This is a genomic window from Guyparkeria sp. WRN-7, assembly GCF_001641825.1.
GTDB lineage: Bacteria > Pseudomonadota > Gammaproteobacteria > Halothiobacillales > Halothiobacillaceae > Guyparkeria.
This window is the reverse complement of record NZ_LRFH01000002.1, coordinates 155,932-179,717: the sequence shown is the minus strand read 5'-3', so window position 1 is coordinate 179,717 and position 23,786 is coordinate 155,932. Positions and strand designations below refer to the sequence as shown.

11 protein-coding genes and 2 pseudogenes are annotated in these 23,786 nt (G+C 66.6%); 3 read left to right on the top strand and 10 right to left on the bottom strand.

The window, feature by feature from the left end; genetic code table 11:
- Positions 1 to 55 precede the first annotated feature (55 nt).
- The 5 genes and pseudogenes from AWR35_RS01005 to AWR35_RS00985 all read right to left on the bottom strand — a co-directional run.
- Positions 56 to 613 (bottom strand): SgcJ/EcaC family oxidoreductase, encoded by a 558-nt coding sequence (locus tag AWR35_RS01005; protein ID WP_058574095.1) that lies wholly within the window; start codon positions 611 to 613, stop codon positions 56 to 58.
- Positions 614 to 785: 172 nt separating this feature from the next.
- The gene (locus AWR35_RS01000) at positions 786 to 1,970 is read right to left on the bottom strand and encodes a hypothetical protein (RefSeq protein WP_058574094.1); all 1,185 of its coding nucleotides are present in this window, start codon (positions 1,968 to 1,970) and stop codon (positions 786 to 788) included.
- A 986-nt stretch (positions 1,971 to 2,956) separates the two neighbouring features.
- Positions 2,957 to 3,757, bottom strand: a complete 801-nt coding sequence (locus tag AWR35_RS10550) for a hypothetical protein (RefSeq protein ID WP_197408092.1) — start codon at positions 3,755 to 3,757, stop codon at positions 2,957 to 2,959.
- Positions 3,758 to 3,873: 116 nt separating this feature from the next.
- Positions 3,874 to 4,935, bottom strand: a pseudogene (locus AWR35_RS00990) (ribonucleotide-diphosphate reductase subunit beta); the annotation flags it as partial.
- 243 nt (positions 4,936 to 5,178) lie between these two features.
- Positions 5,179 to 7,980: pseudogene (locus tag AWR35_RS00985) on the bottom strand (ribonucleoside-diphosphate reductase subunit alpha); the annotation flags it as partial.
- 682 nt (positions 7,981 to 8,662) lie between these two features.
- On the opposite strand from AWR35_RS00985, the gene AWR35_RS00980 reads away from it, so the two are divergent.
- From AWR35_RS00980 to AWR35_RS00970, 3 genes are read left to right on the top strand one after another with little or no spacing between them, the layout of a single operon-like run.
- Positions 8,663 to 9,670 (top strand): NAD-dependent epimerase, encoded by a 1,008-nt coding sequence (locus AWR35_RS00980; protein ID WP_058574091.1) that lies wholly within the window; start codon positions 8,663 to 8,665, stop codon positions 9,668 to 9,670.
- 43 nt (positions 9,671 to 9,713) lie between these two features.
- On the top strand, positions 9,714 to 11,573 hold the full coding sequence (locus tag AWR35_RS00975; RefSeq protein ID WP_058574090.1) for a putative nucleotidyltransferase substrate binding domain-containing protein: 1,860 nt from the start codon (positions 9,714 to 9,716) through the stop codon (positions 11,571 to 11,573).
- A gap of 1 nt (position 11,574) precedes the next feature.
- Positions 11,575 to 12,294 carry a 3'-5' exonuclease gene (locus AWR35_RS00970; protein WP_058574089.1) on the top strand — a complete coding sequence of 240 codons (720 nt, stop codon included), beginning with the start codon at positions 11,575 to 11,577 and terminating at the stop codon, positions 12,292 to 12,294.
- A gap of 13 nt (positions 12,295 to 12,307) precedes the next feature.
- Here AWR35_RS00970 and AWR35_RS00965 read toward each other — a convergent pair whose 3' ends face one another.
- The 5 genes from AWR35_RS00965 to purL all read right to left on the bottom strand — a co-directional run bounded on the left by AWR35_RS00965 (position 12,308) and on the right by purL (position 23,740).
- Entirely contained in the window at positions 12,308 to 15,442 is a 3,135-nt protein-coding gene (locus AWR35_RS00965; RefSeq protein ID WP_058574088.1) for an efflux RND transporter permease subunit, read from the bottom strand.
- On the bottom strand, positions 15,439 to 16,728 hold the full coding sequence (locus tag AWR35_RS00960) for a biotin/lipoyl-binding protein (protein ID WP_058574087.1): 1,290 nt from the start codon (positions 16,726 to 16,728) through the stop codon (positions 15,439 to 15,441). Before AWR35_RS00960 ends, AWR35_RS00965 begins: the two co-directional genes overlap by 4 nt.
- A 145-nt stretch (positions 16,729 to 16,873) precedes the next feature.
- A complete protein-coding gene (locus AWR35_RS00955) occupies positions 16,874 to 18,904 on the bottom strand; it encodes a UvrD-helicase domain-containing protein (RefSeq protein WP_058574086.1) in 2,031 nt (676 codons plus the stop codon).
- Positions 18,892 to 19,800 carry a DMT family transporter gene (locus tag AWR35_RS00950; RefSeq protein WP_058574085.1) on the bottom strand — a complete coding sequence of 303 codons (909 nt, stop codon included), beginning with the start codon at positions 19,798 to 19,800 and terminating at the stop codon, positions 18,892 to 18,894. The genes AWR35_RS00955 and AWR35_RS00950 overlap by 13 nt, the downstream gene beginning before the upstream one ends.
- Positions 19,801 to 19,813: 13 nt before the next feature.
- Positions 19,814 to 23,740: a phosphoribosylformylglycinamidine synthase gene (gene purL / locus AWR35_RS00945; protein ID WP_058574084.1), complete on the bottom strand. Its 3,927-nt coding sequence runs from the start codon at positions 23,738 to 23,740 to the stop codon at positions 19,814 to 19,816.
- Positions 23,741 to 23,786 lie beyond the last annotated feature (46 nt).

The window sequence follows — 23,786 nt, the reverse complement described above, 5'->3', positions numbered from 1 at the left end:
CCGGGTCAGGGTGACCGGCGAGCGCCACCGGGGTGGTGGCGCGAAGGGGAGGGGATCAGGCGGTCGGCATCATCGAGGAGTGGTGATGCACGATCAGCCAGTCGTCGCCGCGCTTCTCGTAGACGAAGGTGTAGCGCGCCGGGACTTCCTTGGTGCCCGACTCGTCGGTGACGCGGAAGGTGTAGGTGCCGGCGTCGGTCAGCTTGTTGCAGCCGATCTTGACGTTGCGGGTGTTGATGAAGCCGAACGGCTTTTTCTCGAGGAAGTGCTCGAAGTAGTCCTCGATCTCGGCGTGGCTGGTGCGCGGCACGTTGGAGACGGTCGGCAGCAGCACGCCGTCCTCGGCGTAGAGTTTCGTGACCTCGCGGGCATCGCCGGTCTGTAGGGCGTCGTTCCAGCGCTCGAACAGGTCCTTGGCCAGTTGCAGGGTGGCCGGGGCGCAGACCGTGCAGCTCTCGTTGGCCGGGACGTCGATCGGGGCGTCCGCGCCGGTACCGGTGACGGGATAGTGCGTGTCGCGGTGGGAGGCGCCCATGCTGAGGCGCTCGCGCGGGGCGATGTCGGCGTTGATGAACTGGGTGCCGCTGATGCGGGGGCGGTTGGATTGGGTCACTTGAAGGTTCTCCGCTTTCTAGGCGTCGGGACGCCTTGGTTTGGCGGGGATTGTACGGCAGGGGGTGATTGGTGTCATGCCGGGGCGAGGCATGGCCACGTTCCGACTGACGTTGTCGTGATCCCGTCCCGAGGCGCCTGTTACCGGGATGGCGAGTAAGGCCCACCCAAAATTATTGGGCAGTACCGCTGGATGACGAATCCGCCGTTTCGCCGACATATCGAAAGCGTGGCGGAATTATCCGCACCCATCGTATGCCGAGTGCGCCCGGGTGTTCTTCGATGACCACCGGGTAGCCCGACCGCACCTTGCCGTATAGAAATATGCCGACTCGCAGCGTGGTGACGTCCTGCAAGTCTCCCCAGGGCTCCAGGTTCAGAAAGAAACTTGAGTGGCGTCCGTGAGTGCTGTGTTTCTCCAGTACTTGCACCACGTGGCGTTCGCCGGCGGAAAAATCGAGTGCCATATTGGCCTCACGCAGCAAGGTGAAGCTCGTCAGGGCAAAGCCGATAGAACCGATAAATACGAGTTCCATCAATACCAGGTGCGTGCGGGACGTTCGTCCTAGCCAGGTCATCGTCAGGACAACCAGTAACGCCACGATTACCGCCGAGGTGATCAGCGAGGCGATGATGAATGGTTGCTCTTCGAGCGGGGGCGTCGACGGCACGAACACTTCTTTCCCCAGCAGGTAAATGCCCGTGAAGAAGGTGGCCGAGCTCACCCCGACGATGGCAGCGGCCTTCCAGGTGAAATGGTCCTTCACGTTCAGTGCCGTCTCAGGAATCTCTGCATCCATCGTGGCTGAAAGCTCGCGCAGGTGGGGCACGAAGGATTGGGCCAGATCCACCCCACGTGGTGCCAGCTTGCGCTTGCGGGCAACGACTTCCAGCCAGACCCGACCCCGACGGATGCGTACTTGACGGAATCGGAGGTCCTGTTGCTCGCACCGCCCCTTGAGTTCAAGTATCTGTTGCTGGGTCTGCGGGCAGAGATTGAGGGCCCGGCAGACCGGTGCGGCATCGGTGACCAGATAAAAGGCCCGATCGAATGCCGGGTTGCCGGTTCGGCAGGCGACCGAGATGCCCACGGTCGTGAAGAGGCGATCCCACCAGCGTTTGCGCTTGATGCGCACTTGGATTTGGGGCGCGGCGTCGTAGCCGATTCGCTGGATCGGGGCGAGGTATCGACGATCCCTGTAATCGTAGAGGGAGCCCGGCGGTGGTGTGCCGAGGTGTTTGCCGGTGCGGAAATCGCGGGTCGAGATGCGCGTGACGGGCCAGCGGTCCTCGCGTCGCGAGCGAATCATGTACCACGTCATGCCGATCAGCGTGATGACGCCGGTTAGCATCCACATTGGACATCTCCTTGTCCTGTCTTTCGTCCTGAAGATGGATCAGTGTCGGCTACGTCCTGTGTAACCGTCTGATCCGTGGGTATGAAGCATGCCGGGTGGCATATGTTGGCGCAAGCGTTACGCGACTGTGAGGCCGGGGGTGGGGCGCCTTGGTGTGGAGGTGGTTGGGGTTTCGGGCGTTTGTAACGTTTGGCGACTTGCGGTGAGACGTGTTGCCGACGCCCGAGGCACTTTCTATTGCTTGTCCAATAGAAAGTGCCCAAAGACAAGGACACCCCGCTGCCTTGGCCCTTCGGGCTTCCCTCGTCAGCGTTGGCTTGCTGTCGGGCCCGGTTCGACGCGACGTCCTGTCGCGGCGAACCTCTGGGCGGCGTCCATGCCGCCCAGGCCCGGCAAGCCATCGCTGACGAGGCAAGGCACAGGGGGCCCCGGGGGGTGCCAGCCGCGAATCTCTAGGTGAGGAGATGGCATTTTTGCCCGCCCGCGCGCAGGACAGCCGCACAGCGGCTTTCGCGGTCAAGGACCGCTCCCACAACCAACCGATCCCCTGTGGGAGCGAGCCCCGCTCGCGAAACGCGCCGCCGGCGCGTGCCCAGTAAGAAGCCGCACCAAGCGAATTCTTAGTGGCACCGAGTCATCAGGCTCGGAAGTCCCCTTCGCCCTTGCCGAGCGGCCGGGGTGCCGCAGGGTCGGCGCTACATGGACGTAGCGCCGAGGTTCGCCGCGACAGGGAGTCGCGGCGAACCGACCCGTCCGCGGCACCCCGGACGGGAGGGAAGCCCGTAGGGCCAAGGCGAGGGGTGCCGTTCTCTTTGGGCACTTTCTCTTGGGCAAGCAAGAGAAAGTGCCTCGCGCGCCTAGCGGGGTGGGGTGGTGATTAGTACTTGCGCTGGATGCGTGCGAAATCACAGATGCGCTTTTGATACCTGTTGGCCGATCTCCGCTTTTCCATTGATGAAGAGCTGAAGAAGCGCTCAGCTTATTGCTCAGTAAAGAGTTTTCGTCACTTTTTCGACCCCGTCAATCAGGTCTTCTACTTGATCAGTTGAAGGTTCGGATTTTTTGTTGTGGCCGCAGAGGTTTCGGATATCGGCCAGATGTTGGTGGAAACGCCACTGAGGAACGTCAATGACATCTGCTTGCTTAAGCTTATCGTTAAAATCAGATATCGTCGGATGTTTCTTTTTGATCGATATGTTGTGGTTTTCGCATACTTGAGAGAGGTGCTTTTCCAGGACCACGCCCGATATTGCGCCAGCGCCTCTAGAGAAGCCATTCTTTAGAAGCTCTCTGGCTGCCTCGATTTCGCTGTCGAAGAGATCTGCTTGCACAAGCTGTTTGATATCAAATAGGGAGCTTTCAAAACGATTTTGTACTGCCGACAAAATGGCTATTTGTTGTTCCAGGTGCGGGAATGCTGATTCAGCGCTTGCAATAACATCGATTCCTCTCTTTGTCTGCAACCCCTGCAAAGCATCCTCTATGCGATAGCTCTCAAAGGTTACCTCTTTTCTATTTTTGGGTTTTTCATATAGCCTGATGAAATCTTGATATCGATCAGGGAGAAGTTGTTTTATTAATCGAAGTGATTCGGAGTACCACGCTTGGTACGAGTGTTTAAAATCAGGAAGGTCCTTTATGTATTTTTCCGTTTTTTGAATGTCGCCATCGAAGTTCTGCTTAATGGCTTCTTTGAAATCATCGCCATATATCTTGCTTAGAAAAGATAGCCTTAATCTTTCTCCTTCTTCCATGAGGCGATTGCAGTCTTTTTTGTATTTTTCCATGTTGGTTTTCATATGATGAGCCACAGAGGCGTTAGAGTATTTTTTTAATTAAAAAAATAACGCCCCGTTGTTTGAATTTACGGGGCGTTATCGTTAAGCCAGTTGGCCTCTAGGTCTTACCAGGTGAGGGCGCCCCCAGTCTGATAATCGGTCACCCGAGTCTCGAAGAAGTTCTTCTCCTTCTTCAGGTCGACCACCTCGCTCATCCACGGGAACGGGTTGGTCGCGCCCGGGTAGAGCTCGGCCAGGCCGATCTGGCTGCAGCGGCGGTTGGTGATGAAGTGCATGTACTCCTCGCACATCTCCGCGTTCAGGCCCAAGAGGCCGTTCGGCATGGTGTCGCGGGCGTAGTCGATCTCGAGTTCGCAGGCTTCGCGCAGCATCTCGTGCACTTCGTGCTGGAAGGCCTCGCCCCACAGCTCCGGGTTCTCGATCTTGATCTGGTTGATCAGGTCGATGCCGAAGTTCAGGTGGATGGACTCGTCGCGCATGATGTACTGGTACTGCTCGGCGATGCCGGTCATCTTGTTGCGACGGCCGAGGCTCAGGATCTGCGCGAAGCCGGTGTAGAACCACATGCCCTCGAAGACCACGTAGAAGGCGACCAGGTCACGCAGGAAGTTCTGCGCGCCTTCCTGGGTGGAGGTGTCGAAGGTGCCGGCGGACAGGTCCTGGGTGTACTTGAGTGCCCAGGAGTCCTTGGCGGTGATCGACGGCACTTCGCGGTACATGTTGAACAACTCGCCCTCGGCAAGACCGAGGCTGTCGACGATGTACTGGAAGGTGTGGGTGTGCACCGCTTCCTCGAAGGCCTGGCGCAGCAGGTACTGGCGGCACTCGGGGTTGGTGACCTGCTCGTAGACGGCCAGCACGATGTTGTTGGCGACCAGGCTCTCCGCGGTGGCGAAGAAGCCGAGGTTGCGCATCACCATGTAGCGCTCGTCTTCGGTCAGGCCGTCGCGGCTCTTCCACAGGGCGATGTCCGCCTGCATGGAGACCTCGGTGGGCATCCAGTGGTTGTTGCAGCCGGCGAGGTACTTTTCCCAGGCCCACTGGTACTTGAGCGGCAGGAGCTGGTTGACGTCGGCCTTGGCGTTGATGATGCGCTTTTCCGAGACGTCGACGCGCCCGGCGTTGGTCTCGATGCCGCCCAGACCGGTCTGGTCGGCGCCTTCGGCGGCGGACGGGTCGAAGTGCTGCTCCGGCTCGTGCACGAGGCCGTCGTCGTAGGACGCGGGCATCACGTTGGCCGCATCGTGCGACGGCTGCTGGGCCGGTTGCGGGTTGTCGTTGCCTTGCTTCAGCGGATCGTTCCAATCGAGCATGTCGTTCTCCTTGTTCTCTCCGGTGGGTTCACCGGGCCGGGCAGGGCGGCTGCCCGGCGGTAATCACGTCAAATCGGTTTGCCTGGCGGGCCGCCCTTACTGGCAGGCCTCGCACTCGGGATCGTCGATGGAGCAGGCCTTCGGGGCGGTCGGCTCGGCGGAGACGCCGCGCAGCTTGCCGTCGAGCTTGTTCATCGTGGTCTTCTCGATCCGCGTCTTGGAGGCGGCGCGCAGGTAGTAGGTGGTCTTGAGACCGCGGACCCACGCGAGCTTGTACATGTTGTCGATCTTCGGGCCCGAGGGCTCGGCCATGTACAGGTTCAGCGACTGGGCCTGGTCGATCCACTTCTGGCGGCGCGAACCGGCCTCGATCAGCCAGCGCGGGTCGACCTCGAAGGCGGTGGCGTAGAGCTTCTTGAGCTCGTCCGGCACGCGGTCGATCGCCTGCACGGAGCCGTCGAAGTACTTGAGATCGTTGACCATGACCTCGTCCCACAGGCCCAGATCCTTGAGATCGCGGACCAGGTACGGGTTGACCACGGTGAACTCGCCCGAGAGGTTCGACTTGACGAACAGGTTCTCGAAGGTCGGCTCGATCGACTGCGAGACGCCGCAGATGTTCGAGATGGTCGCCGTCGGCGCGATCGCCATGGTGTTGGAGTTGCGCATGCCCTGTTTCTTGATCTTCTTGCGCAGGGCGTTCCAGTCCAGGGTCTGGTCGCGGTTCATGTCGAGGTAGTCACCGCGGGACTCGGCCAGCAGCTCGATCGAGTCGATCGGCAGGATGCCGCGGCTCCACAGCGAGCCCTCGTAGCTGGCGTAGCGGCCACGCTCGGCGGCGAGATCACTGGAGGCGGAGATCGCGTGGTAGCTGACCGTCTCCATGGAGCGGTCGGCGAACTCGACCGCCTCGTCGGAGCCGTAGGCGAGCTTCTGCTTGTAGAGGGCATCCTGGAAACCCATGATGCCGAGGCCCACCGGGCGGTGGCGCAGGTTGGAATTGCGCGCCTGCGGGACCGAGTAGTAGTTGTACTCGATCACGTTGTCGAGCATGCGCATCGCGGTCTTGATGGTGCGCTCGACCTTCGCCTCGTCGATGCCGTCCTCGGTGACGTGCTGCGCCAGGTTGACCGAGCCCAGGTTGCACACGGCGATCTCGCCGTCGTTGGTGTGCAGGGTGATCTCGGTGCAGAGGTTGGAGCTGTGCACCACGCCGGCGTGCTGGTTGGTGTAGCGCAGGTTGCAGGGGTCCTTGAAGGTGACCCACGGGTGACCGGTCTCGAACAGCATCGAGAGCATGCGGCGCCACAGGTTCACGGCCGAGACCTTGCGGAAGTTCTTGATCTCGCCGCGATCGACCTTCTCCTCGTACTGGAGGTAGGCCTTCTCGAACGCCTGGCCGGACAGGTCGTGCAGGTCCGGCACGTCGTAGGGCGAGAACAGGGTCCACTCGCCTTCCTCGGCGACGCGCTTCATGAACAGGTCCGGTACCCAGTTGGCGGTGTTCATGTCGTGGGTGCGGCGGCGGTCGTCACCGGTGTTCTTGCGCAGGTCCAGGAATTCCTCGATGTCGAGGTGCCAGGTCTCGAGGTAGGCACAGACCGCGCCCTTGCGCTTGCCGCCCTGGTTGACCGCCACGGCGGTGTCGTTGGCCACCTTGAGGAACGGCACGACGCCTTGGCTCTTGCCGTTGGTGCCCTTGATGTGGCTGCCCAGCGCCCGGACGCGGGTCCAGTCGTTGCCCAGCCCGCCGGCGAACTTGGAGAGCAGGGCGTTGTCGCGGATCGAGCCGTAGATGCCGTCGAGGTGGTCCGGCACGGTGGTGAGATAGCAGCTGGAGAGCTGCGGGCGCAGGGTGCCGGAGTTGAACAGCGTCGGCGTCGAGGACATGAAGTCGAACGACGACAGCAGGCGGTAGAACTCGATCGCGCGCTCCTCGCGGTCGATCTCGTTGATCGCCAGACCCATGGCGACGCGCATGAAGAACGCCTGCGGCAGCTCGAAGCGCACGTCGTCGTGGTGCAGGAAGTAGCGGTCGTAGAGCGTCTGCAGGCCGAGGTAGGTGAACTGCAGGTCACGCTCGTGGTCGAGCGCGGCACCCAGCTTGTCCAGATCGTACTGCTGCAGGGTCGGGTCGAGCAGCTCGTGCTCGACGCCCACCTTGATGTACTCCTTGAAGTAGTCCGGGTAGATGGCGGCCATCTCGGACTGGGTGCAGGTGGTGACCGGGTTGTGCACGAAGCGCAGCGCCTCGGTGCGCATGGAGTCGAGCAGCAGCCGCGCGGCGACCTGGGAGTAGGCCGGGTCGATCTCGATCAGGGTGCGCGCGCTCATCACCAGCGCGGTGCTCACCTCGTGGTCGGCGACGCCGTCGTAGAGGTTGCGGATGGTCTCGTCGACGATGCGCTGGGCATCGACGCTCTCGAGGTTCGCGCAGGCCTCCTCGACCAGGCGGCTCAGGCGGGCGGTGTCCAGCGGTTCGACGGTGCCATCAAAGCGGGTGACGTTGATGGCCGCCTGCTCGGTGGCCTCCTCGGCCTCTTCCTCCATCTCCGCGGCACGCTTCTGCGCCTGCTGCTCGCGGTAGAGGACGTAGGCACGGGCGACCTTGTGGTGGCCCTCGCGCATCAGCGCCAGCTCGACCTGGTCCTGGATGTCCTCGATGTGGACGGTGCCGCCGCCCGGCAGGCGACGCTTGAGTGCCTGGTCGATCAGCGAGACCAGCGACTCGACCGACTCGTGGACGCGCTGGGAGGCCGCGGCGCCGCCGCCCTCGACGGCGAGGAAGGCCTTGGTCATGGCGACCTTGATCTTGGACGGATCGTAGGCGGTCAGCTTGCCGTTACGGCGAATGACACGGACCTGGCCCGGGGTGGCGGCGGCGTTCTCGATGCCGCTGGGGGTGTTGCCCGAGCTCTCGTGGTAGGCCTGCGTGGGGGTCTCGACTGTCTGACTGGTACTCATGCTGCTGATCCGTCCTGTTTGTTCGTGTTGCTGGCCCTTGCGGGGCGCGCGTTCCCTTTGACTTCGGTTTGTTCCCTGACGCCCCGGTTGCCGGGACGCGTGGGCCGTTGTCACCGGCCCTTGTTCGATCGCCCCGCAAGCCGCGCATGGCGGCTTTTACGGGACGCGACAGGCTGTGGGCGACTGCTCGCCGAATGGCCTGTCGAGAGCCTTGATTGTGGTCGCTGTCCGAACAAAGTCAACTCGGAAAATCGCAAATACTGTGGGCCGATTCCGTCAACACCACTATATGATGTGGATGAGTTGGTGAATGGTCTGGGGGAAGCATCTGGGCAAGCCGTGAAAAATCTGTGGATAAACTCGTGGACAGACGCGGCAAGTCCGCATTCCCGCTCGGATGTTCGGCACGGGGGCATCCAGGCCATCAACAAATCCCCAGGCGTGGAAAAAAATTTTTGTCTTCCAGCCTTGGGGGTGGCCCCGACCCGGTCATTGCGAGCAAGGATTCGGCCGGGGTCGTGAGCGCGGTTGGAGGGGCCGGGTGCGGCAGGCATAATCGACCCCGGGTGGCGAGCCCGCGATCCGCGGGCCACCGGACGATTTCAAGGGAGAACGCATGCGGATACTGGTTACCGGCGCGGCCGGTTTCATCGGCTCGTCGCTGTCGGCGCGACTGCTCGAGCGCGGCGACACGGTCGTCGGCCTGGACAACCTCAACGACTACTACGAGGTCAGTCTCAAGGAGGCGCGCCTGGCCCGCCTGACCGACCAGCCCGGCTTTTCCTTCGAGAAGCTCGACGTCGCCGACCGCGAGGGCGTGGCCGCCCTGTTCGAGCGGATCAAGCCCGACCGCGTGGTGCACCTGGCCGCCCAGGCGGGGGTGCGCTACTCGATCGAGAATCCGCATGCCTACATCGACAGCAACCTGGTGGGCTTCACCAACCTCCTCGAGGGCTGCCGGCACAATCGCGTCGATCACCTGGTGTACGCCTCGTCGAGCTCGGTCTACGGCGCGAACAGCGAGATGCCGTTTTCCGTGCACCACAACGTCGACCATCCGCTGTCGTTGTACGCCGCCACCAAGAAGGCCAACGAGCTGATGGCGCACACCTACGCCTCGCTCTACGATCTGCCCACCACCGGCCTGCGCTTCTTCACCGTCTACGGGCCGTGGGGACGGCCGGACATGGCGCTGTTCAAGTTCACGAAAAACATCCTCGCGGGCGAGCCGATCGACGTCTACAACTACGGTCATCATCGGCGCGACTTCACCTACATCGACGACATCGTCGAGGGCGTGATCCGCACGCTCGACCACGTCGCCGCCCCCAACCCCGACTGGAGCGCGGCCGACCCCGATTCGGGCACCTCGTTCGCCCCCTGGCGGGTGTACAACATCGGCAGTCACCGCCCAGTCGAGCTGTTGCGCTACATCGAGCTGATCGAAGAGGCCACCGGCAAGAAGGCCGAGCTCAACCTGCTGCCGATGCAGCCGGGCGACGTGCCCGATACCTATGCCGACGTCGAGGACCTCAAGAACGACGTGGGCTACGCGCCCAGCACGCCGGTCGAGGAGGGCGTGGCCCGCTTCGTCGAGTGGTACCGGGACTACTACCAGCGCTGAGCCGCCGCGCCCGGCGCAGATCATCACGGCAAGGAGCCGAGACATGGCCGCCGAACTCTGGGAAATACGCGATTTCATCGCCGGGGTGCCGGCCTTCGCCGAACTGCCCGCCGCCTCGCTCGAGGTGCTGCCCAGGCGGCTGACGGTCCGCTACCTGCGCCGCGGCCGGCCCTTTCCGCCGGAAGACGCCGGCCCCGGCCTGTGGATCGTGCGCAGCGGGGCGCTGACGGTGCGCGATTCGCAAGGCGCGCTGCAGGAGAAACTCGGCGAGGGCGACCTGTACCTGGCCACCGGGCCGGCGGGCGACGAGCAAGCGCAACTGGCCGTGGTCGAGGACAGCCTGTTCTATCACCTGCCCGAGTCGGTGTTCGAGTCGTTGATGGCCGACTACCCGGCCTTCGCCTGGCGGTTCGAGCGCTCGCGTCGCGAACGGCTCGAACGGGCGCTGGCCGAACTGGCGCAGGGCGGACGTGCCGAGGCGCTGATGGCGACCACGGTCGGCTCGCTGTTGCGCCGCGACCCGGTCAGCGCCGGTCCCGAGACCACCATCCGTGCCGGTGCCGAACGGATGAGCGAGACGCAGGTCTCCGCGCTGCTGCTGGTCGAGGACGGCCGGCTGGTCGGGCTGGTCACCGATCGCGACCTGCGCCGGCGCTGCGTGGCCGCCGGCCTGTCGGTCGACGAGCCGCTGCGCGCGATCATGACCGAGGATCTGATCACCATCGCCCCCGAGGCACCGGCCTTCGAGGCCTCGCTCAAGTTCTCGCGTCACAACATCCACCACCTGCCGGTCTGCGAGGAGAACGGCGAGCTGGTCGGGATCCTCTCCACCTCCGATCTGCTGCGCCACCAGGGCACGCATGCCGTGCACCTGGTGCGCGATGCGCTGGCCGCCGAGGACGTCGAGGCGGTCGCCCGCGTCGGCGCGCGACTGCCGGATCTCGAGCTGCAACTGGTCGGCATGGGTGCGGATGCCGAGCCGCTGGGCGAGGCGATGGTAACGGTCACCGATGCCATGACCCGCCGGCTGACCGAGCTGGCCGAGGCCGAACTCGGCCCGGCGCCGGTCGCCTGGGCCTGGGCGGCGCTGGGCAGCCAGGGCCGGCGCGAGCAGACCGCGCTGACCGACCAGGACAGCGCCCTGATCCTCGACGATGCCTTCCAGCCCGAGCAGCATGGCGAGTGGTTCGCCCGGATGGCGCAGTTCGTCAGCGACGGCCTGGCCGGCGCGGGACTCGAGCCCTGTCCGGGCGAGACCATGGCGACCACCACCGACTGGCGTCGGTCCGTGAGCGGCTGGCAGGCGCTGTTTCGCGACTGGATCGACCAGCCCGAGCCGCACTCGGTGATGCTGGCCACCAACTTCCTCGACATGCGGGTGGTTGCCGGTCGCGCGGACCTGCTCGAGTCTCTCTGGACGGAGGTGCGGCCTCGCGCCCGCAAGAACACCGTCTTCCAGCGGGCGCTGGCGCACAACGCGCTGGCCGTGCGCATGCCGCTGGGGTTCTTCCGCCGACTGGTGGTGGTCGACGACGAGCAGCACGACGAGCGTCTCGATCTCAAGCATTACGGGCTGTTGCCGATCGCCGACATTGCCCGGCTGCACGCGGTGGCGCAGGGGCTGCCGGAGCTGCACACGGTGCGGCGGCTGGAGGCGGCCGCCCGCGCGGGCGGACTGTCGAGCGGGGCGGCCGGCGAGCTGGTGGATGCGTGGCGGTTCTTCTACGTGCTGCGTGCCCGGCATCAGGCCGGGCAGGTACGCCGTGGCGAGCCGCTCGACAACCGCCTCGACCCCGGTGCGTTGTCGGGGCTGGAGCGCGATCACCTGCGCGACGCCTTCCGCGTGATCGACGATCACCAGCGCTGGCTCAAGGCGCACTTCGACGTCACCGGGACGCGCTGAAATGGCGCTGGTCCGCCTGTCGTGGTTCCCGCACCGGACCTGGCTTTCCTGGCGTCGCCGGCGCCAGCTCGCCCGTGCCGAGGGCGGATCGGCCCTGGCCGAGCTGCTCGACGGTCCGGTGCCGGATCTTGATGCCGACTGGACCGAGGCCGAGTACGTGGTGCTCGATTTCGAGACCACCGGTCTCGACCCGCGCGCCGATCGGCTGCTGAGTGCCGGCTGGGTGGTGATGAGGGGGCCCAGCATCGACCTCGGCGCCGCCGAGCACGACCTGATCCGCCCCGAGATGGCGATCCCCGAGGCCAGTGCGGTGATCCACCGCATCACCGACGATCACGCCGCGACCGGTCGCCCCGAGCGCGAGGTGCTCGCCGAAGTGCTGGATGCGCTGGCCGGGCGGGTGCTGGTGGCGCACAACGCCCGTTTCGAGATCGCCTTTTTGGGGGCGGCCTGCCGGCGACACTTCGGCGCGGTGCCGGTCGTGCCGGTGATCGACACCCTGCAGCTGGCGCGGCGTGGCTTCGAGCGTCGCCACCTGCACCACGGTCCGGGCGAGCTGCGGCTGGACTCGCTGCGCAATCGCTATCACCTGCCGCGCTACCATGCCCATCACGCCCTGGTCGATGCGCTGGGGACCGCCGAGCTGTTCAGCGCCCTGTGCCAGGACCGGGTCGGACCCGAGGGCCATCTGGGCGTGCGCGAGCTCTTGGTGCTCCTGTAGCGGGTCCGGACGATCAGGCGGCGGCCGTTCCCGGTGCGACGCGCTGGTGGACACTCTCGCGCAGCGAGAGCAGGGCGGGAACCACGAACAGCACCAGCAGGGTGGAATAACCGAGCCCGAAGGCGATCGAGGTGGCCATCGGGATCAGGAACTGCGCCTGCAGCGAGGTCTCGAACAGCAACGGCGTCAGCCCGCCGATGGTGGTCAGCGAGGTGAGCATCACCGCGCGCAGCCGCTTGACGGCGGCCTGTTCGAGCGCATCGTCCGGGGCGAGACCGGCGGCGAGCTGGTCGCGGTAGAAGGCGACCAGGATGATGGCGTTGTTGACCACGATCCCCGACAGGCCGAACAGGCCGAACAGTGACAGGATGGTCAGCTGGATGTCCATCAGCCAGTGGCCGGCGATCGCCCCCACCAGGCCGAACGGGATCACGGTCATGACGATGAACGGCATGGTCCAGGCCGAGAACACCCACACCAGCACCACGTACATCAGCGCCAGGCCCAGGTAGAGGCCGAACTTCATGTCGGCCATGGTCTCGCGCTGGTCGGCCTGACGCCCCTCGAAGCTGTAGTCGAGGCCGAAGCGGCTGGTCAGGCTCGGCAGCGTGTCGGACTCCAGTGCCGCCTTGAGCGTCTCGGCGCTGGTGAGACTGCGGTTGATCTCGGCGGAGACCTCCACGGCGCGCTTGCCCTCGGCGTGGCGGATCGCCTCGAAACCGCGCTGCGAGCCGAAGTCGACCACCTGGCGGATTGGCACGAACGTGCCGTCGTCGGTGCGCAGGCTGATGTCGTCCAGCGAGCCGATCTGCCGGCGCTCCGCGCGCGGCAGCAGGAGGCGTACCTCGACCTCGTCAGGGCCCGACTGGAAGATCTGGCTCAGGGCGCCGTCGTAGGCGGCCCGCAACTGGCGACCGACCTCCGCGGTGGTCAGGCCGAGCGCGCGCCCCTGGGCGTTGACCGAGAAGGTGATCTGCTGGCGCCCGTAGGGCAGGTCGTCGCTGACGTCGACCACGCCGGGCAGGCTCTTCAGGGTTTCAGCCAGCGACACGGCCGCGGCCTTGAGGTCGTCGGTGCTGCCGCCCTTGAGGCGCACGGTCAGGTCGGCCCCCGGTGGCCCGCCCTGACGCGAGCTGATCGAGAAGTTCTCCATGCCGGGCGGCACGTTGGTGTTCTCCTTCCAGCTGCGGATGAACTCGGCGTTGCGGGTCTCGCGGTCGTCCGGGGGCACCAGCTCGACCAGCATCGAGCCGAGCTGATCCCCCTGGGTGCTGCTCTGCGCGCCGATGGTGCTGCCCAGACGCGTGATGGCGGTCTGGATCAGCGGTTCGCCCAGTTCCTCCTCGGCCCGGACCAGGCCGTCCTCGAGCTCGGCCATGAATGCCTGCATCCGCTCGCGGTCGGTGCCGGCGACGAAGGTGGCATTGGCATAGACGATCTGCGACTCCGGGGTGGGGAAGAAGGTGAAGCCGATCCGCCCGCCGGCCAGCAGGCCCACGGCGAGGATCACGGTCGCCACGGCGGTCGCCAGCGTCACGGCCCGGTTGCCGATCGCGAAGCGCACCGCGCGACGGAAATGGTGATCGCGGAAATGATCGAAGCCGCGGTCGAAGCCGGCGCGGAAACGGGCAAAGGGACCGGGCTTTTTCGCCTCCGCTTCCCCCCTGGCACCGTGGCCGCTGAATGCGCCGCGCAGGTGGCCCGGCAGGACCAGGAATGCCTCGACCAGCGAGGCGGCGATCACGCAGATCATCACCACCGGGATGTCACGCAGGATCTGGCCGATGGTGCCGCCGACGACCAGCAGTGGCATGAACGCGGCGATGGTGGTCAGCGACGAGGCCATCACCGGCCAGAACATGCGCCGGGCCGCGCCCTGCGAGGCGGACAACGCCGGTTCGCCGGCACGGAAGTGCGCATCGGCGTCCTCGCCGACGACGATGGCGTCGTCGACGATCACGCCCAGGGCCATGATCAGGGCGAACAGCGAGATCATGTTGATCGAACCGCCGATCAGCCACAGGATAGCCAGCGCGGCGAGAAACGCCGCCGGAATGCCCGCGGCCACCCAGAAGGCCACCCGCCCGGGGAGGAACAGGTACAGCAGCACCAGCACCAGCACCAGGCCGCCGAAGCCGTTGGTGACCAGCAGGTTGATGCGGTCGCGGATCAGCTGCCAGGACTGGTCGTAGGCCTTGAGGTTGAGATGCGGCGGCAGGGTGGGGCGGGTGTCGTCGATCCATTGCTGCAGTGCCTCGGCCGACTCGAGGCTGTCACCGTGCTGGGCACGCTGCAGCACCAGCTCGGCCGCCGGCTGACCCTCGTGGCGCATCAGCAGCGAGTCGCGGCGCGGTTCCTGGATGATCCGCGCGATCTGCTCAAGGTCGAGTCGCACCTGCGGGGTACTGACCACCGACAGGTCGGCGAACTCGATCGGCCGGCGACGCTGTTCGACCGCGCGCAATTCACGGCCGCCGTCGGCGCTGCCGAACTCGCCGGCCGGCACGTCGCGCGACAGGGCGTCGACCGTGTCGGAGAGTTGCGGCAGCGATTGTCCCAGCTGGACCAGCGTGGCCGACGGCACCTCGATGGCGATGCGCTGCTCGGGCAGGCCGTTGACCTCGATGCGGTCGATGCCGCGGTCGATCAGCTGGCGCTCGAAGCGGTCGACCCACTGGCGGAGCGCCTCGCGGTCGACATCGCCGTAGACCAGCAGCCGTCCGACCGGGTCGAACTTGGGCACGCGGCTGATCTGCGGTGTCTCGGCGTCGGCGGGGAAGTTGCGGAAGGTGTCGACCTGTTCGCGCACGTCGTTGAGTGCCAGCACCGGGTCGGTGCCCTGGCGGAACTCGATCGTGATGTTGGAAATGCCCTGCGCCGAGGTCGAGGTCATGGTGTTCACGTTGGGCACCGAGCGCAGCCGTTCCTCGAGCGGCTCGGTGATGCCGCGTTCGATGTCCTCGGCCGAGGCGCCGGTCCAGACCACCGAGACGCCGACCACGTCAACGGCGAAGTTGGGGAAGAACTGGATGTTCATCCGCGACAGCGCGAACAGCCCGCCGAGGACCATCAGCAGCATCACCAGGTGGGGGGCGACCCGGTGACGGGCGAAGCGTTCCAGCAGACCCGGGGTGGCCTCGGTGCTCATTCGGCCGCGGTCTCGCTCGCCCCGTCCTGCCAGCGGACCTTGAGTCCGTCGACGGCGTTGGGCAGCTGGGTGGTCGCGATACGGTCACCGGCGGACAGTCCCGGGGCGCGCACCAGCAACTGGCCTTGCCCGGTCTCGTCCGTGTCGGCGGCCGCGCCGAGGCGCTCGATGCGCACCCGTTCGAGGCGGCCGTCCCGTATGCGGTAGAGATGATCGTTGCCGTACAGCGCGCTGCGCGGAATGGCGACGGCATCGTCGACTGCGGGCAGTTCGAGCTCGACGGTGAGCACCTGGCCCACCCGCAGCGAGTGGTTGGTCGCGGTGAACTCGAACAGCCCGGTCATCCCTTCGCCACTCGCCTCGCCGGCCAGCCGGGCCAGGCGCAGGGCGAGACCGTTCTCGCGCACCCGGGCCTCGGGCGCATTGCCGTCGGTCAAGGCAGCACTGATCGTGCCCACCCGGCTGCCGGGAATCAGGGCCCGCAGCTCGAAGCCGGCCCAGGGGAAGAAGTCCAGCAGGGCGGCATTGGTATTGACCAGGGCGCCGGCGGTCACCTCCACCGGTCCGACCAGTCCGTCGGCGGGGGCGGTCACTTGCGCGCGATCGAGATCGCGTCTGGCGGCGGCGACGTCGGCGGCAGCGGCATCGCGGCGGGCCTCGAGGCCGGCCAGGCGGGCATCGAAGGTGGCCAGCCGTTCGCGGCGGGTATTCAGCGACAGGCGGGCCTGGCTCAGGGCATCGCGAGCGGCGTCGACATCGGCCTGCGAGGCGAGGTTCCGCTGGCGCAGGTCACGATTGCGGGCCAGCGCGGTTTCCGCGTTCGCCACGATTTCCCGCTCCAGGGCCAGCGCTGCCCGATCGGTCTCGTGGCTGGCCTCGGCCTGCCGGATCTGGGCCTCGAGATCGGCGAGGTTGGCCCGGGCCCGGTCGAGCACCGGCTGGAAGTCGCGCGAGTCGAGCGCGACCAGGAGGGTGCCTTTGTCGACGCTGGCGCCGTTCTCGACCGGGACGGTCTCGACCCGCGCCGAAAGCGGCGCGCGCACCGTCAGCCGGTCGGGGTTGGTCACTTCGCCGTAGAGGGTGAGTACCGGATGGCGGCGGCTCGGCTCGACTACCTGGGTATCGATCAGCCATGCGCGTTCCTCCGGGGCGGCGCGTGGCGGTTCGGGGCGACTGGCCTTGAGGGCCATGAATGCCGCGATCGCCACTCCGACGATCACCAGCGGCAGGATCAGGCGGAACAGCCAGGGGCGCTTGGTCTGGGATGTCTCTGCGTGTTGGGCCATCGGTATCGGTCGATCCTTGTCGCTGGCGAAAACCGGCTGCCGACGCCGGGTGGCGGGGCGTGGAGCGTCTGCGAGCTTAGCAAACTATTCGCAAACTGGGCTTCTCGGGGTAATCCCGGATTAATGCTGTTTATCTGAGTGCCTTTCAGGAGTTGTCCGCTTTGCCCAGCATCGCACGGATCGCACTCATGGCCTCGGCAGCGGTGGCGCGGTTTTCTTCCTCGCTCTTCTGCACGCCGACGCCTTCCCAGCGCAACAGCTCGGTCTCGATCTCCTCGAGGAAGCGGCTGGGCTGGACGTCGCGCCACTGTCCGTAGCGTCGGCGACGCTTGGTCAGGGTGAAGGTGAGGCTCCTCTGGGCGCGGGTGATACCGACAAAGCACAGGCGCCGTTCCTCGGCCAGCCGGTCGTCCTCCTGGCAGTCCTGGTGCGGGAGGAGATCCTCCTCCATGCCCGAGAGGTAGACATGCGGGAACTCCAGACCCTTGGCCGCGTGCAGGGTCAGCAGGCGCACGGCATCGTCGTCCTGGTCGCGGGTCTTCTGCTCGAGGATGCCCAAGAGGCTCATCTTCTGCACCAGCTCGGTCAGCGACAGCGTCTCCCCGGACTCGTTGTCGGTGCCGATGCGATCGGTCCATTCGAGCCAGTCCTGGAGGTTGGCCCAGCGCCGTTCGGCGGCCTTGGCGGTATTCTCCTGCTCGCGCAGGTAGCCGAAGTAGTCGATCTCCTCGAGCAGGGCGCGCATGGCATCGGCCGCCGGCTCCTCGTCCATGCGCCGTCGCGTGGCCTCGAGCCAGTCGAGGAACTGCAGCAGCTGGTGATGCACGCGATTGTCGAGGCGTTGCTCGGCGGTGATCGAGCGGGCCGCCTCGGCCAGATGCGTGTGGCGTTCGCGGGCGATCTGCCCGAGGCGTTCGAGCGTGGTCGGGCCGATACCGCGCCGCGGGGTGTTGATGATGCGCAGCAGCGCGGCGTCGTCCGAGGGGTTGGCCATCAGCCGCAGGTAGGCCATGGCGTCCTTGACCTCGGCGCGCTCGAAGAACGACTGCCCGCCGGTCAGCAGGTAGGGGATCGAGAGTTTGCGCAGCTGCTGCTCGAGCAGGCGCGCCTGGTGGTTGCCGCGGAACAGGATCGCGAAGTGCCGGTAGGGGGTGTTGTCCTTGAAGTGGCGGTGGATGATGTCGGTGGCGATCCGTTCGGCCTCGTCGTCGGCGGTGTCGCAGACCAGCACGCGGTGCTCCTCGCCCGGGCCGACCGCGCTCCAGAGGTTCTTCGGCTGGGTGGTCGGGTCGTTGGCGATCAGCTGGTTGGCCGCGGTGAGTACCGTGTTCACCGAGCGGTAGTTCTGTTCGAGCTTGATGGTCTCCAGGCGCGGGAAGTCGCGCGCGAGATGCGAGAGATTCTCGGGCCGCGCGCCGCGCCAGGCGTAGATCGACTGGTGGTCGTCGCCCACGGCGGTCAGCCGGCCGAGCGGCCCGACCAGCAGGCGTACCAGCTCGTACTGGCTGGCGTTGGTGTCCTGGTACTCGTCGACCAGCAGGTAGCGCACCCGCCGCTGCCAGCGCTCGCGCGCCTCGGGGTCGTCGCGCAGGAGCTCGACTGGCCGCTTGATCAGGTCGTCGAAGTCGAGCGCGTTGCAGGCGGTCAGCTGCCGGGCGTAGTCGCTGTAGAGCGAGGCGGCCGCGGCCTCGACCTCGTCCTCGCTCGCCGCCATTGCCTGATCCGGGTTGAGCAGGTCGTTCTTCCACTGCGAGATCTTGCCCTGGGCCTCCTTGGGCTCGAGCACGCCGGCCGCGGACTCGTTCTGCTGCAGCAGGGACTTGATCAGGTTGAGGCTGTCCTCGGCATCCAGCACGGTAAAGCCCGGCCGCAGCCCCAATGTGCGGGTCTCGCGGCGGATGAGCTTGAGGCCGAGGGTGTGGAAGGTCGAGATGTTCAGGCCCCGGCGGCGTTCGGCCTCGAGGCGCTGGCCGATGCGCTCGCCCATCTCGCGGGCAGCCTTGTTGGTGAAGGTGACCGCCCAGATGCCGCGGGCGGGCAGGCCGCGGTCCTCGATCAGGTGGACGATCTTTTCGACGATCACGCGTGTCTTGCCCGAGCCCGCGCCGGCAAGTACCAGCAGCGGGGTGTCGACGTGGCGCACGGCGGCCTGTTGTTGCGGATTCAGCCCTTGCATGGCGCGACCGGAGGGTGATGGTGACGGGCCGAGGTTGCCTCGAGCAGTGCAGCGACCAGGATCAGTGCGCCACCGCTCCAGACGTTGGCGCCATGGAAGCGATCGCCCAGCCAGGCCGCCGAGGCGACGGCCACCAGCAGTTCCAGGGTCATCAGGATCGCGCTGCGCGAGGCGGGCAATCGCTCGACCGCGTACTGTGTGGCCAGGATGGCGGCGAGCAGCATGGTCGCCCCGTAAAGCGCGCTGCTGCCCAGCGCCTCGAGGGTCGGCATGATGCCGTACTCGCTCGACAGCGCCCAGGCGACGAGGCCGAGCAGCACGGTCGAGGCCTGCATCAGCGACAGCTTGATCGGAATGGGCTGGTCGGCGAGGAAGCGGAACAGGGTATTGGCGCCGGCCAGGCTGAAGCCGGCGACAAGCGCGAACAGGTCGGCCGGGCGCAGGCCGTCACCGAAGTCCGGCCCGAGGATCAGGAAGGCGCCGACCAGTGCGCTGACCACGGCGAGCATCCGCGGGGGTGTGAGTGGTTCCTTGAGGAACAGCCGACCGAAGAGCACTCCCCAGGCGGGGATGAGGAAGAACAGCATCATCGAGCGGACGACATCGCCGTAGACCATCGCCATGGTGAAGCCCACGCCAGCGACGCCCGAGGCGAAGGCGAGCAGGGCGAGCCACGGCCAGTTCAACCGGGTGATCGGTGGTCGCGAGGGATCCTTCATGGACCGCCAGGCGAAGGGGGCCACCAGCAGCCACTGAACCGCGAAGGCGACGACCGACAGCAGGATCGGACCGATGCCGAGCGCGTGGGCGTGCTTGAGCCAGATCCAGGTCAGGCCCCACAGGGTCGAGCCTGCCATCAGGATGAGACTGGGCGGGATGCGCTCGCCCACGGTCATCCCGGTCGACACCTCAGCTGTCGACCCAGACCCGGGCGTTCTCGAACAGGCGCAGCCACGGGCCCCGGTCGGTGGTCGAGTCGCTCTGCTCGTCCGACCAGCGCGCCGGTTTCCACGAGAACTGGCTTGCCCGCCAGACGCGCTCCGGGTGCGGCATCATGATGGTGAAGCGGCCGTCCTCGGTGGTGAAGCCGGTCTCGCCGCCGGCCGAGCCGTTGGGGTTGGCCGGATACTGCTCGGTGGCGATGCCGTGACCGTCGACGTAGCGCAGGGCGGTGAACGCCTCGTCGGCATCCTCGGGGCGGCGATAGGCGACGCGGCCCTCGCCGTGAGCCACCGTGATCGGCAGACGGCTGCCGGCCATGCCGGCGAGCAGGACCGACGGCGACTGCGGGATCTCGACCAGTGACAGGCGCGCCTCGAATTGCTCGGAGCGGTTGCGCAGGAAGCGTGGCCAGTGCGACGCACCCGGGATCAGGTCGGACAGCTGGGAGAACATCTGGCAGCCGTTGCACACGCCCAGGCCAAAGGTGTCGTCGCGCTCGAAGAACGCCTGCATGGCATCGCTGGCCCGCGCGTTGTAGCGGATCGCATGCGCCCAGCCGGAGCCGGCACCGAGGACGTCGCCGAAGGAGAAGCCGCCGCAGGCGACCAGGCCTTTCATGTCGGTCAGGTCGTGCTGCCCGCCGATCAGGTCGGCCATGTGCACGTCGACGGCCTCGAAGCCGGCGGCGGTGAAGGCGGCGGCCATCTCGACCTCGCCGTTGACCCCCTGTTCGCGCAGGACGGCGATGCGCGGGCGCTTGCCGGTGGCGATCATCGGCGCGGCGACCGACTTGCTGACGTCGAAGCTCGCCCGGCTGCCGGCCAGCTGCGGGTCGTCGAAGTCGGTTGCGGCCCGGTAGGCCTGCTCGGCGGTGGCCGGGTTGTCACGTAGCGCGGACATGTGGAACGAGGTGGCCGACCAGATGCCCTTGAGTTCGGCGAGCGAGCGCTCGATCAGGGTCTTGCCGCGCCAGTCCACACGCACGTCGCGTGAGGCGGTGGCCCGGCCGACGTCGATCAGGGCATCGCCCAGGCCGGCGGCTTCGAACTGCTCGCGGACGAAGTCGGCATCCGCCGCCCGTACCTGGAAGACCGCGCCGACTTCCTCGGCGAACAGCCCCGCCAGCGGGTCGCCGCCCAGGGCGTCGATTTCCAGGTCGAGGCCACAGCGGCCGGCGAAGGCCATCTCCAGCAGGGTGGTGATCGCCCCGCCGTCGCTGCGGTCGTGGTAGGCGGTGAGCATCTCGAGGCGGTTGAGCTCCTGGACCACGTCGAAGAAGGCCTTGAGCGGGGCGGGAGCGACGTCGGGCGTGGTCACGCCGGTGGCGTTGTAGACCTGGGCGAGCGCCGAGCCGCCCAGCCGGTTCTGACCCTGACCGAGGTCGATCAGGAACAGGCGGTTGTCGGTATCCGAGACCAGCTCGGGGGTCAGGGTGCGGCGGACGTCACTGACCGGCGCGAAACCGGTGACCACCAGGGAGACCGGGGAGGTGACGCTCTTCTCGGTGTCGCCGTCCTGCCAGCGGGTCTTCATCGACAGCGAGTCCTTGCCCACCGGGATGCTGATACCGAGTGCCGGGCAGAATTCCATGCCGACGGTGCGCACGGTGTCGAACAGGCGCGCATCCTCGCCGTCGTGGCCGCAGGCGGCCATCCAGTTGGCCGACAGCTTGATCATGTCCGTGCCGTCGATGGCCGTGCCGGCGAGGTTGGTGACCACCTCGGCGATCGCCAGCCGGGCAGAGGCCGGGGCGTCCAGCAGGGCCACCGGGGCGCGCTCGCCCATCGCCATGGCCTCGCCGTGGTGGTGGTAGAAGTCGGTCGAGGTGACCGCGCTGTCGGCCACCGGCACCTGGGCCGGCCCGACCATCTGGTCGCGAGCCACCAGGCCGCCGACCGAGCGGTCGCCGATGGTGATCAGGAAGCTCTTGTCGCCGACGCCGGGCAGGGCCAGCACGCGGTCGAGCGCGTCATTGATGGCGACGCCATCAGCCTGGAACTCGACCGGGGCATGCGGACGCCGGGCGACGTCGCGATACATCTTCGGCGGGTGGCCGAACAGGGTCTGCATCGGCAGGTCGACCGGATCGTTGCCGAAGTGCGGGTCCGCGACATTGAGGTGTTGCTCGGCGGTGGCGGTGCCGACCACGGCGAACGGCGCGCGTTCGCGGTCGCACAGGGCGGCAAAGCGCTCGAGATCGCCCGGCTGGATGGCGAGCACGTAGCGTTCCTGCGACTCGTTGCACCAGATGGCCAGCGGCGACATGCCCGGCTCGTCGTTGGGGATCTCTCGCAGGTCGAACTTGCCGCCCATGCCGGCATCGTTGATCAGTTCGGGCAGGGCGTTGGACAGGCCGCCGGCGCCGACGTCGTGGATGGAGACGATCGGGTTGGTCTCGCCGAGCGAGATGCAGCGGTCGATGACCTCCTGCACGCGGCGCTCCATCTCGGGGTTGGCACGCTGGACCGAGGCGAAGTCGAGCTCGGCGCTGCCGCTGCCCGAATCCTGCGAGGAGGCCGCGCCGCCGCCCAGGCCGATCTGCATGGCCGGGCCGCCGAGCACGATCAGCAGGTGGCCGGGGGCGATCGGCTCCTTCTCGATCAGGTTGGGGCGGATCACGCCAACGCCGCCGGCGATCATGATCGGCTTGTGGTAGCCCCAGGCGGTGCGTCGGCCTTCGGCGTCTGCCTCGCCCGTGTTCAGTTCAAGGGTGCGGAAGTAGCCGCCCAGGGCGGGGCGGCCGAATTCGTTGTTGAACGAGGCGGCACCGATCGGGCCCTCGAGCATGATCTCCAGCGGGCTGACGATGCGGTCCGGCCGGCCGAGGTCGGCCGTGTCGGCCTCCCAGGGTTGCGGCAGCTCGGGGATGCGCAGGTTGGAGACCGAGAAGCCGGAGAGGCCCGCCTTAGGCTTGCCGCCGCGACCGGTCGCACCTTCGTCGCGGATCTCGCCGCCGGCGCCGGTAGCCGCCCCCGGGTCCGGCGAGATCGCGGTGGGGTGGTTGTGGGTCTCGACCTTGGCCAAAAAGTCGATGCGTTCGTCGACGCTCTCGTAGTGGCCGGTCTCGGGGTTGACGGCAAAGCGGGTGCCGTCCTGACCCTGGATTACCGCCGCGTTGTCCTTGTAGGCACTCAGCGTGCCCTCGGGATGGCGGCGGTGGGTGTTGCGGATCATGGCGAACAGCGACAGGTCGTGGTCTTCACCGTCGATGGTCCAGTCCGCATTGAAGATCTTGTGGCGGCAGTGCTCGGAGTTCGCCTGGGCGAACATCATCAGTTCGACGTCGCTCGGGTCCCGGCCCAGGCGGTCGTACTGCTCGGCGAGGTAGCCGATCTCGTCCTCGCTCAGTGCGAGCCCCATCTCGGCGTTGGCGGAGGCGATCGCCGCGCGGGCATCGTCACCGAGCGCGATCCGCCCGAGCGGCGCCGGCTCGGCGTGGGTGAACAGGGATTCCAGCGACGTGGTGTCCCGGTAGACCGACTCGGTCATGCGGTCGTGCAGGATCTCGAGCAGGTCGTCGCGCCAAGCGAAATCGTTGGCGTTGAGCCCGTCACCGGATACGGCAAACTCGATGCCGCGCTCGATGCGATTGACGCCCTCGAGGCCGCAGATGCGGGCGATGTCGGTTGCCTTGCTCGACCACGGCGAGATGGTCCCGGCGCGCGGCGCGACGATGATTCGCGGCCAGTCGTCCGACCAGGCTTCCGCCGGTTCGCCGTAGTCCAGCAGCTCCTCGAGCCGACCCTCGTCCAGCGATGCCGCCGGATCGTGGTCGAGAAGGTGAACGAATCGGGCATGGACCGCCTCGATCCCGGGGTGCAGGTCGCGCAGGCGCTCGGTGAGCTTGGCGAGTCGGAAGGGGGATCGGGCGGCGTTGCCGGTAATGATTCGCATAGGTCGATCGGACGGTTCGCGTGGATTCGGTTAGGAGCGGGGCAGC

What these genes read in the sequence shown, in the direction of transcription:
- AWR35_RS01000 (WP_058574094.1), bottom strand. Translation starts at nt 1,970, where the DNA reads ATGTGGATGCTAACCGGCGTCATCACGCTGATCGGCATGACGTGGTAC.
- AWR35_RS10550 (WP_197408092.1), bottom strand. Translation starts at nt 3,757, where the DNA reads ATGGAAAAATACAAAAAAGACTGCAATCGCCTCATGGAAGAAGGAGAA.
- AWR35_RS00980 (WP_058574091.1), top strand. Translation starts at nt 8,663, where the DNA reads ATGCGGATACTGGTTACCGGCGCGGCCGGTTTCATCGGCTCGTCGCTG.
- AWR35_RS00975 (WP_058574090.1), top strand. Translation starts at nt 9,714, where the DNA reads ATGGCCGCCGAACTCTGGGAAATACGCGATTTCATCGCCGGGGTGCCG.
- AWR35_RS00970 (WP_058574089.1), top strand. Translation starts at nt 11,575, where the DNA reads ATGGCGCTGGTCCGCCTGTCGTGGTTCCCGCACCGGACCTGGCTTTCC.
- AWR35_RS00965 (WP_058574088.1), bottom strand. Translation starts at nt 15,442, where the DNA reads ATGAGCACCGAGGCCACCCCGGGTCTGCTGGAACGCTTCGCCCGTCAC.
- AWR35_RS00960 (WP_058574087.1), bottom strand. Translation starts at nt 16,728, where the DNA reads ATGGCCCAACACGCAGAGACATCCCAGACCAAGCGCCCCTGGCTGTTC.
- AWR35_RS00955 (WP_058574086.1), bottom strand. Translation starts at nt 18,904, where the DNA reads ATGCAAGGGCTGAATCCGCAACAACAGGCCGCCGTGCGCCACGTCGAC.
- AWR35_RS00950 (WP_058574085.1), bottom strand. Translation starts at nt 19,800, where the DNA reads ATGACCGTGGGCGAGCGCATCCCGCCCAGTCTCATCCTGATGGCAGGC.
- purL (WP_058574084.1), bottom strand. Translation starts at nt 23,740, where the DNA reads ATGCGAATCATTACCGGCAACGCCGCCCGATCCCCCTTCCGACTCGCC.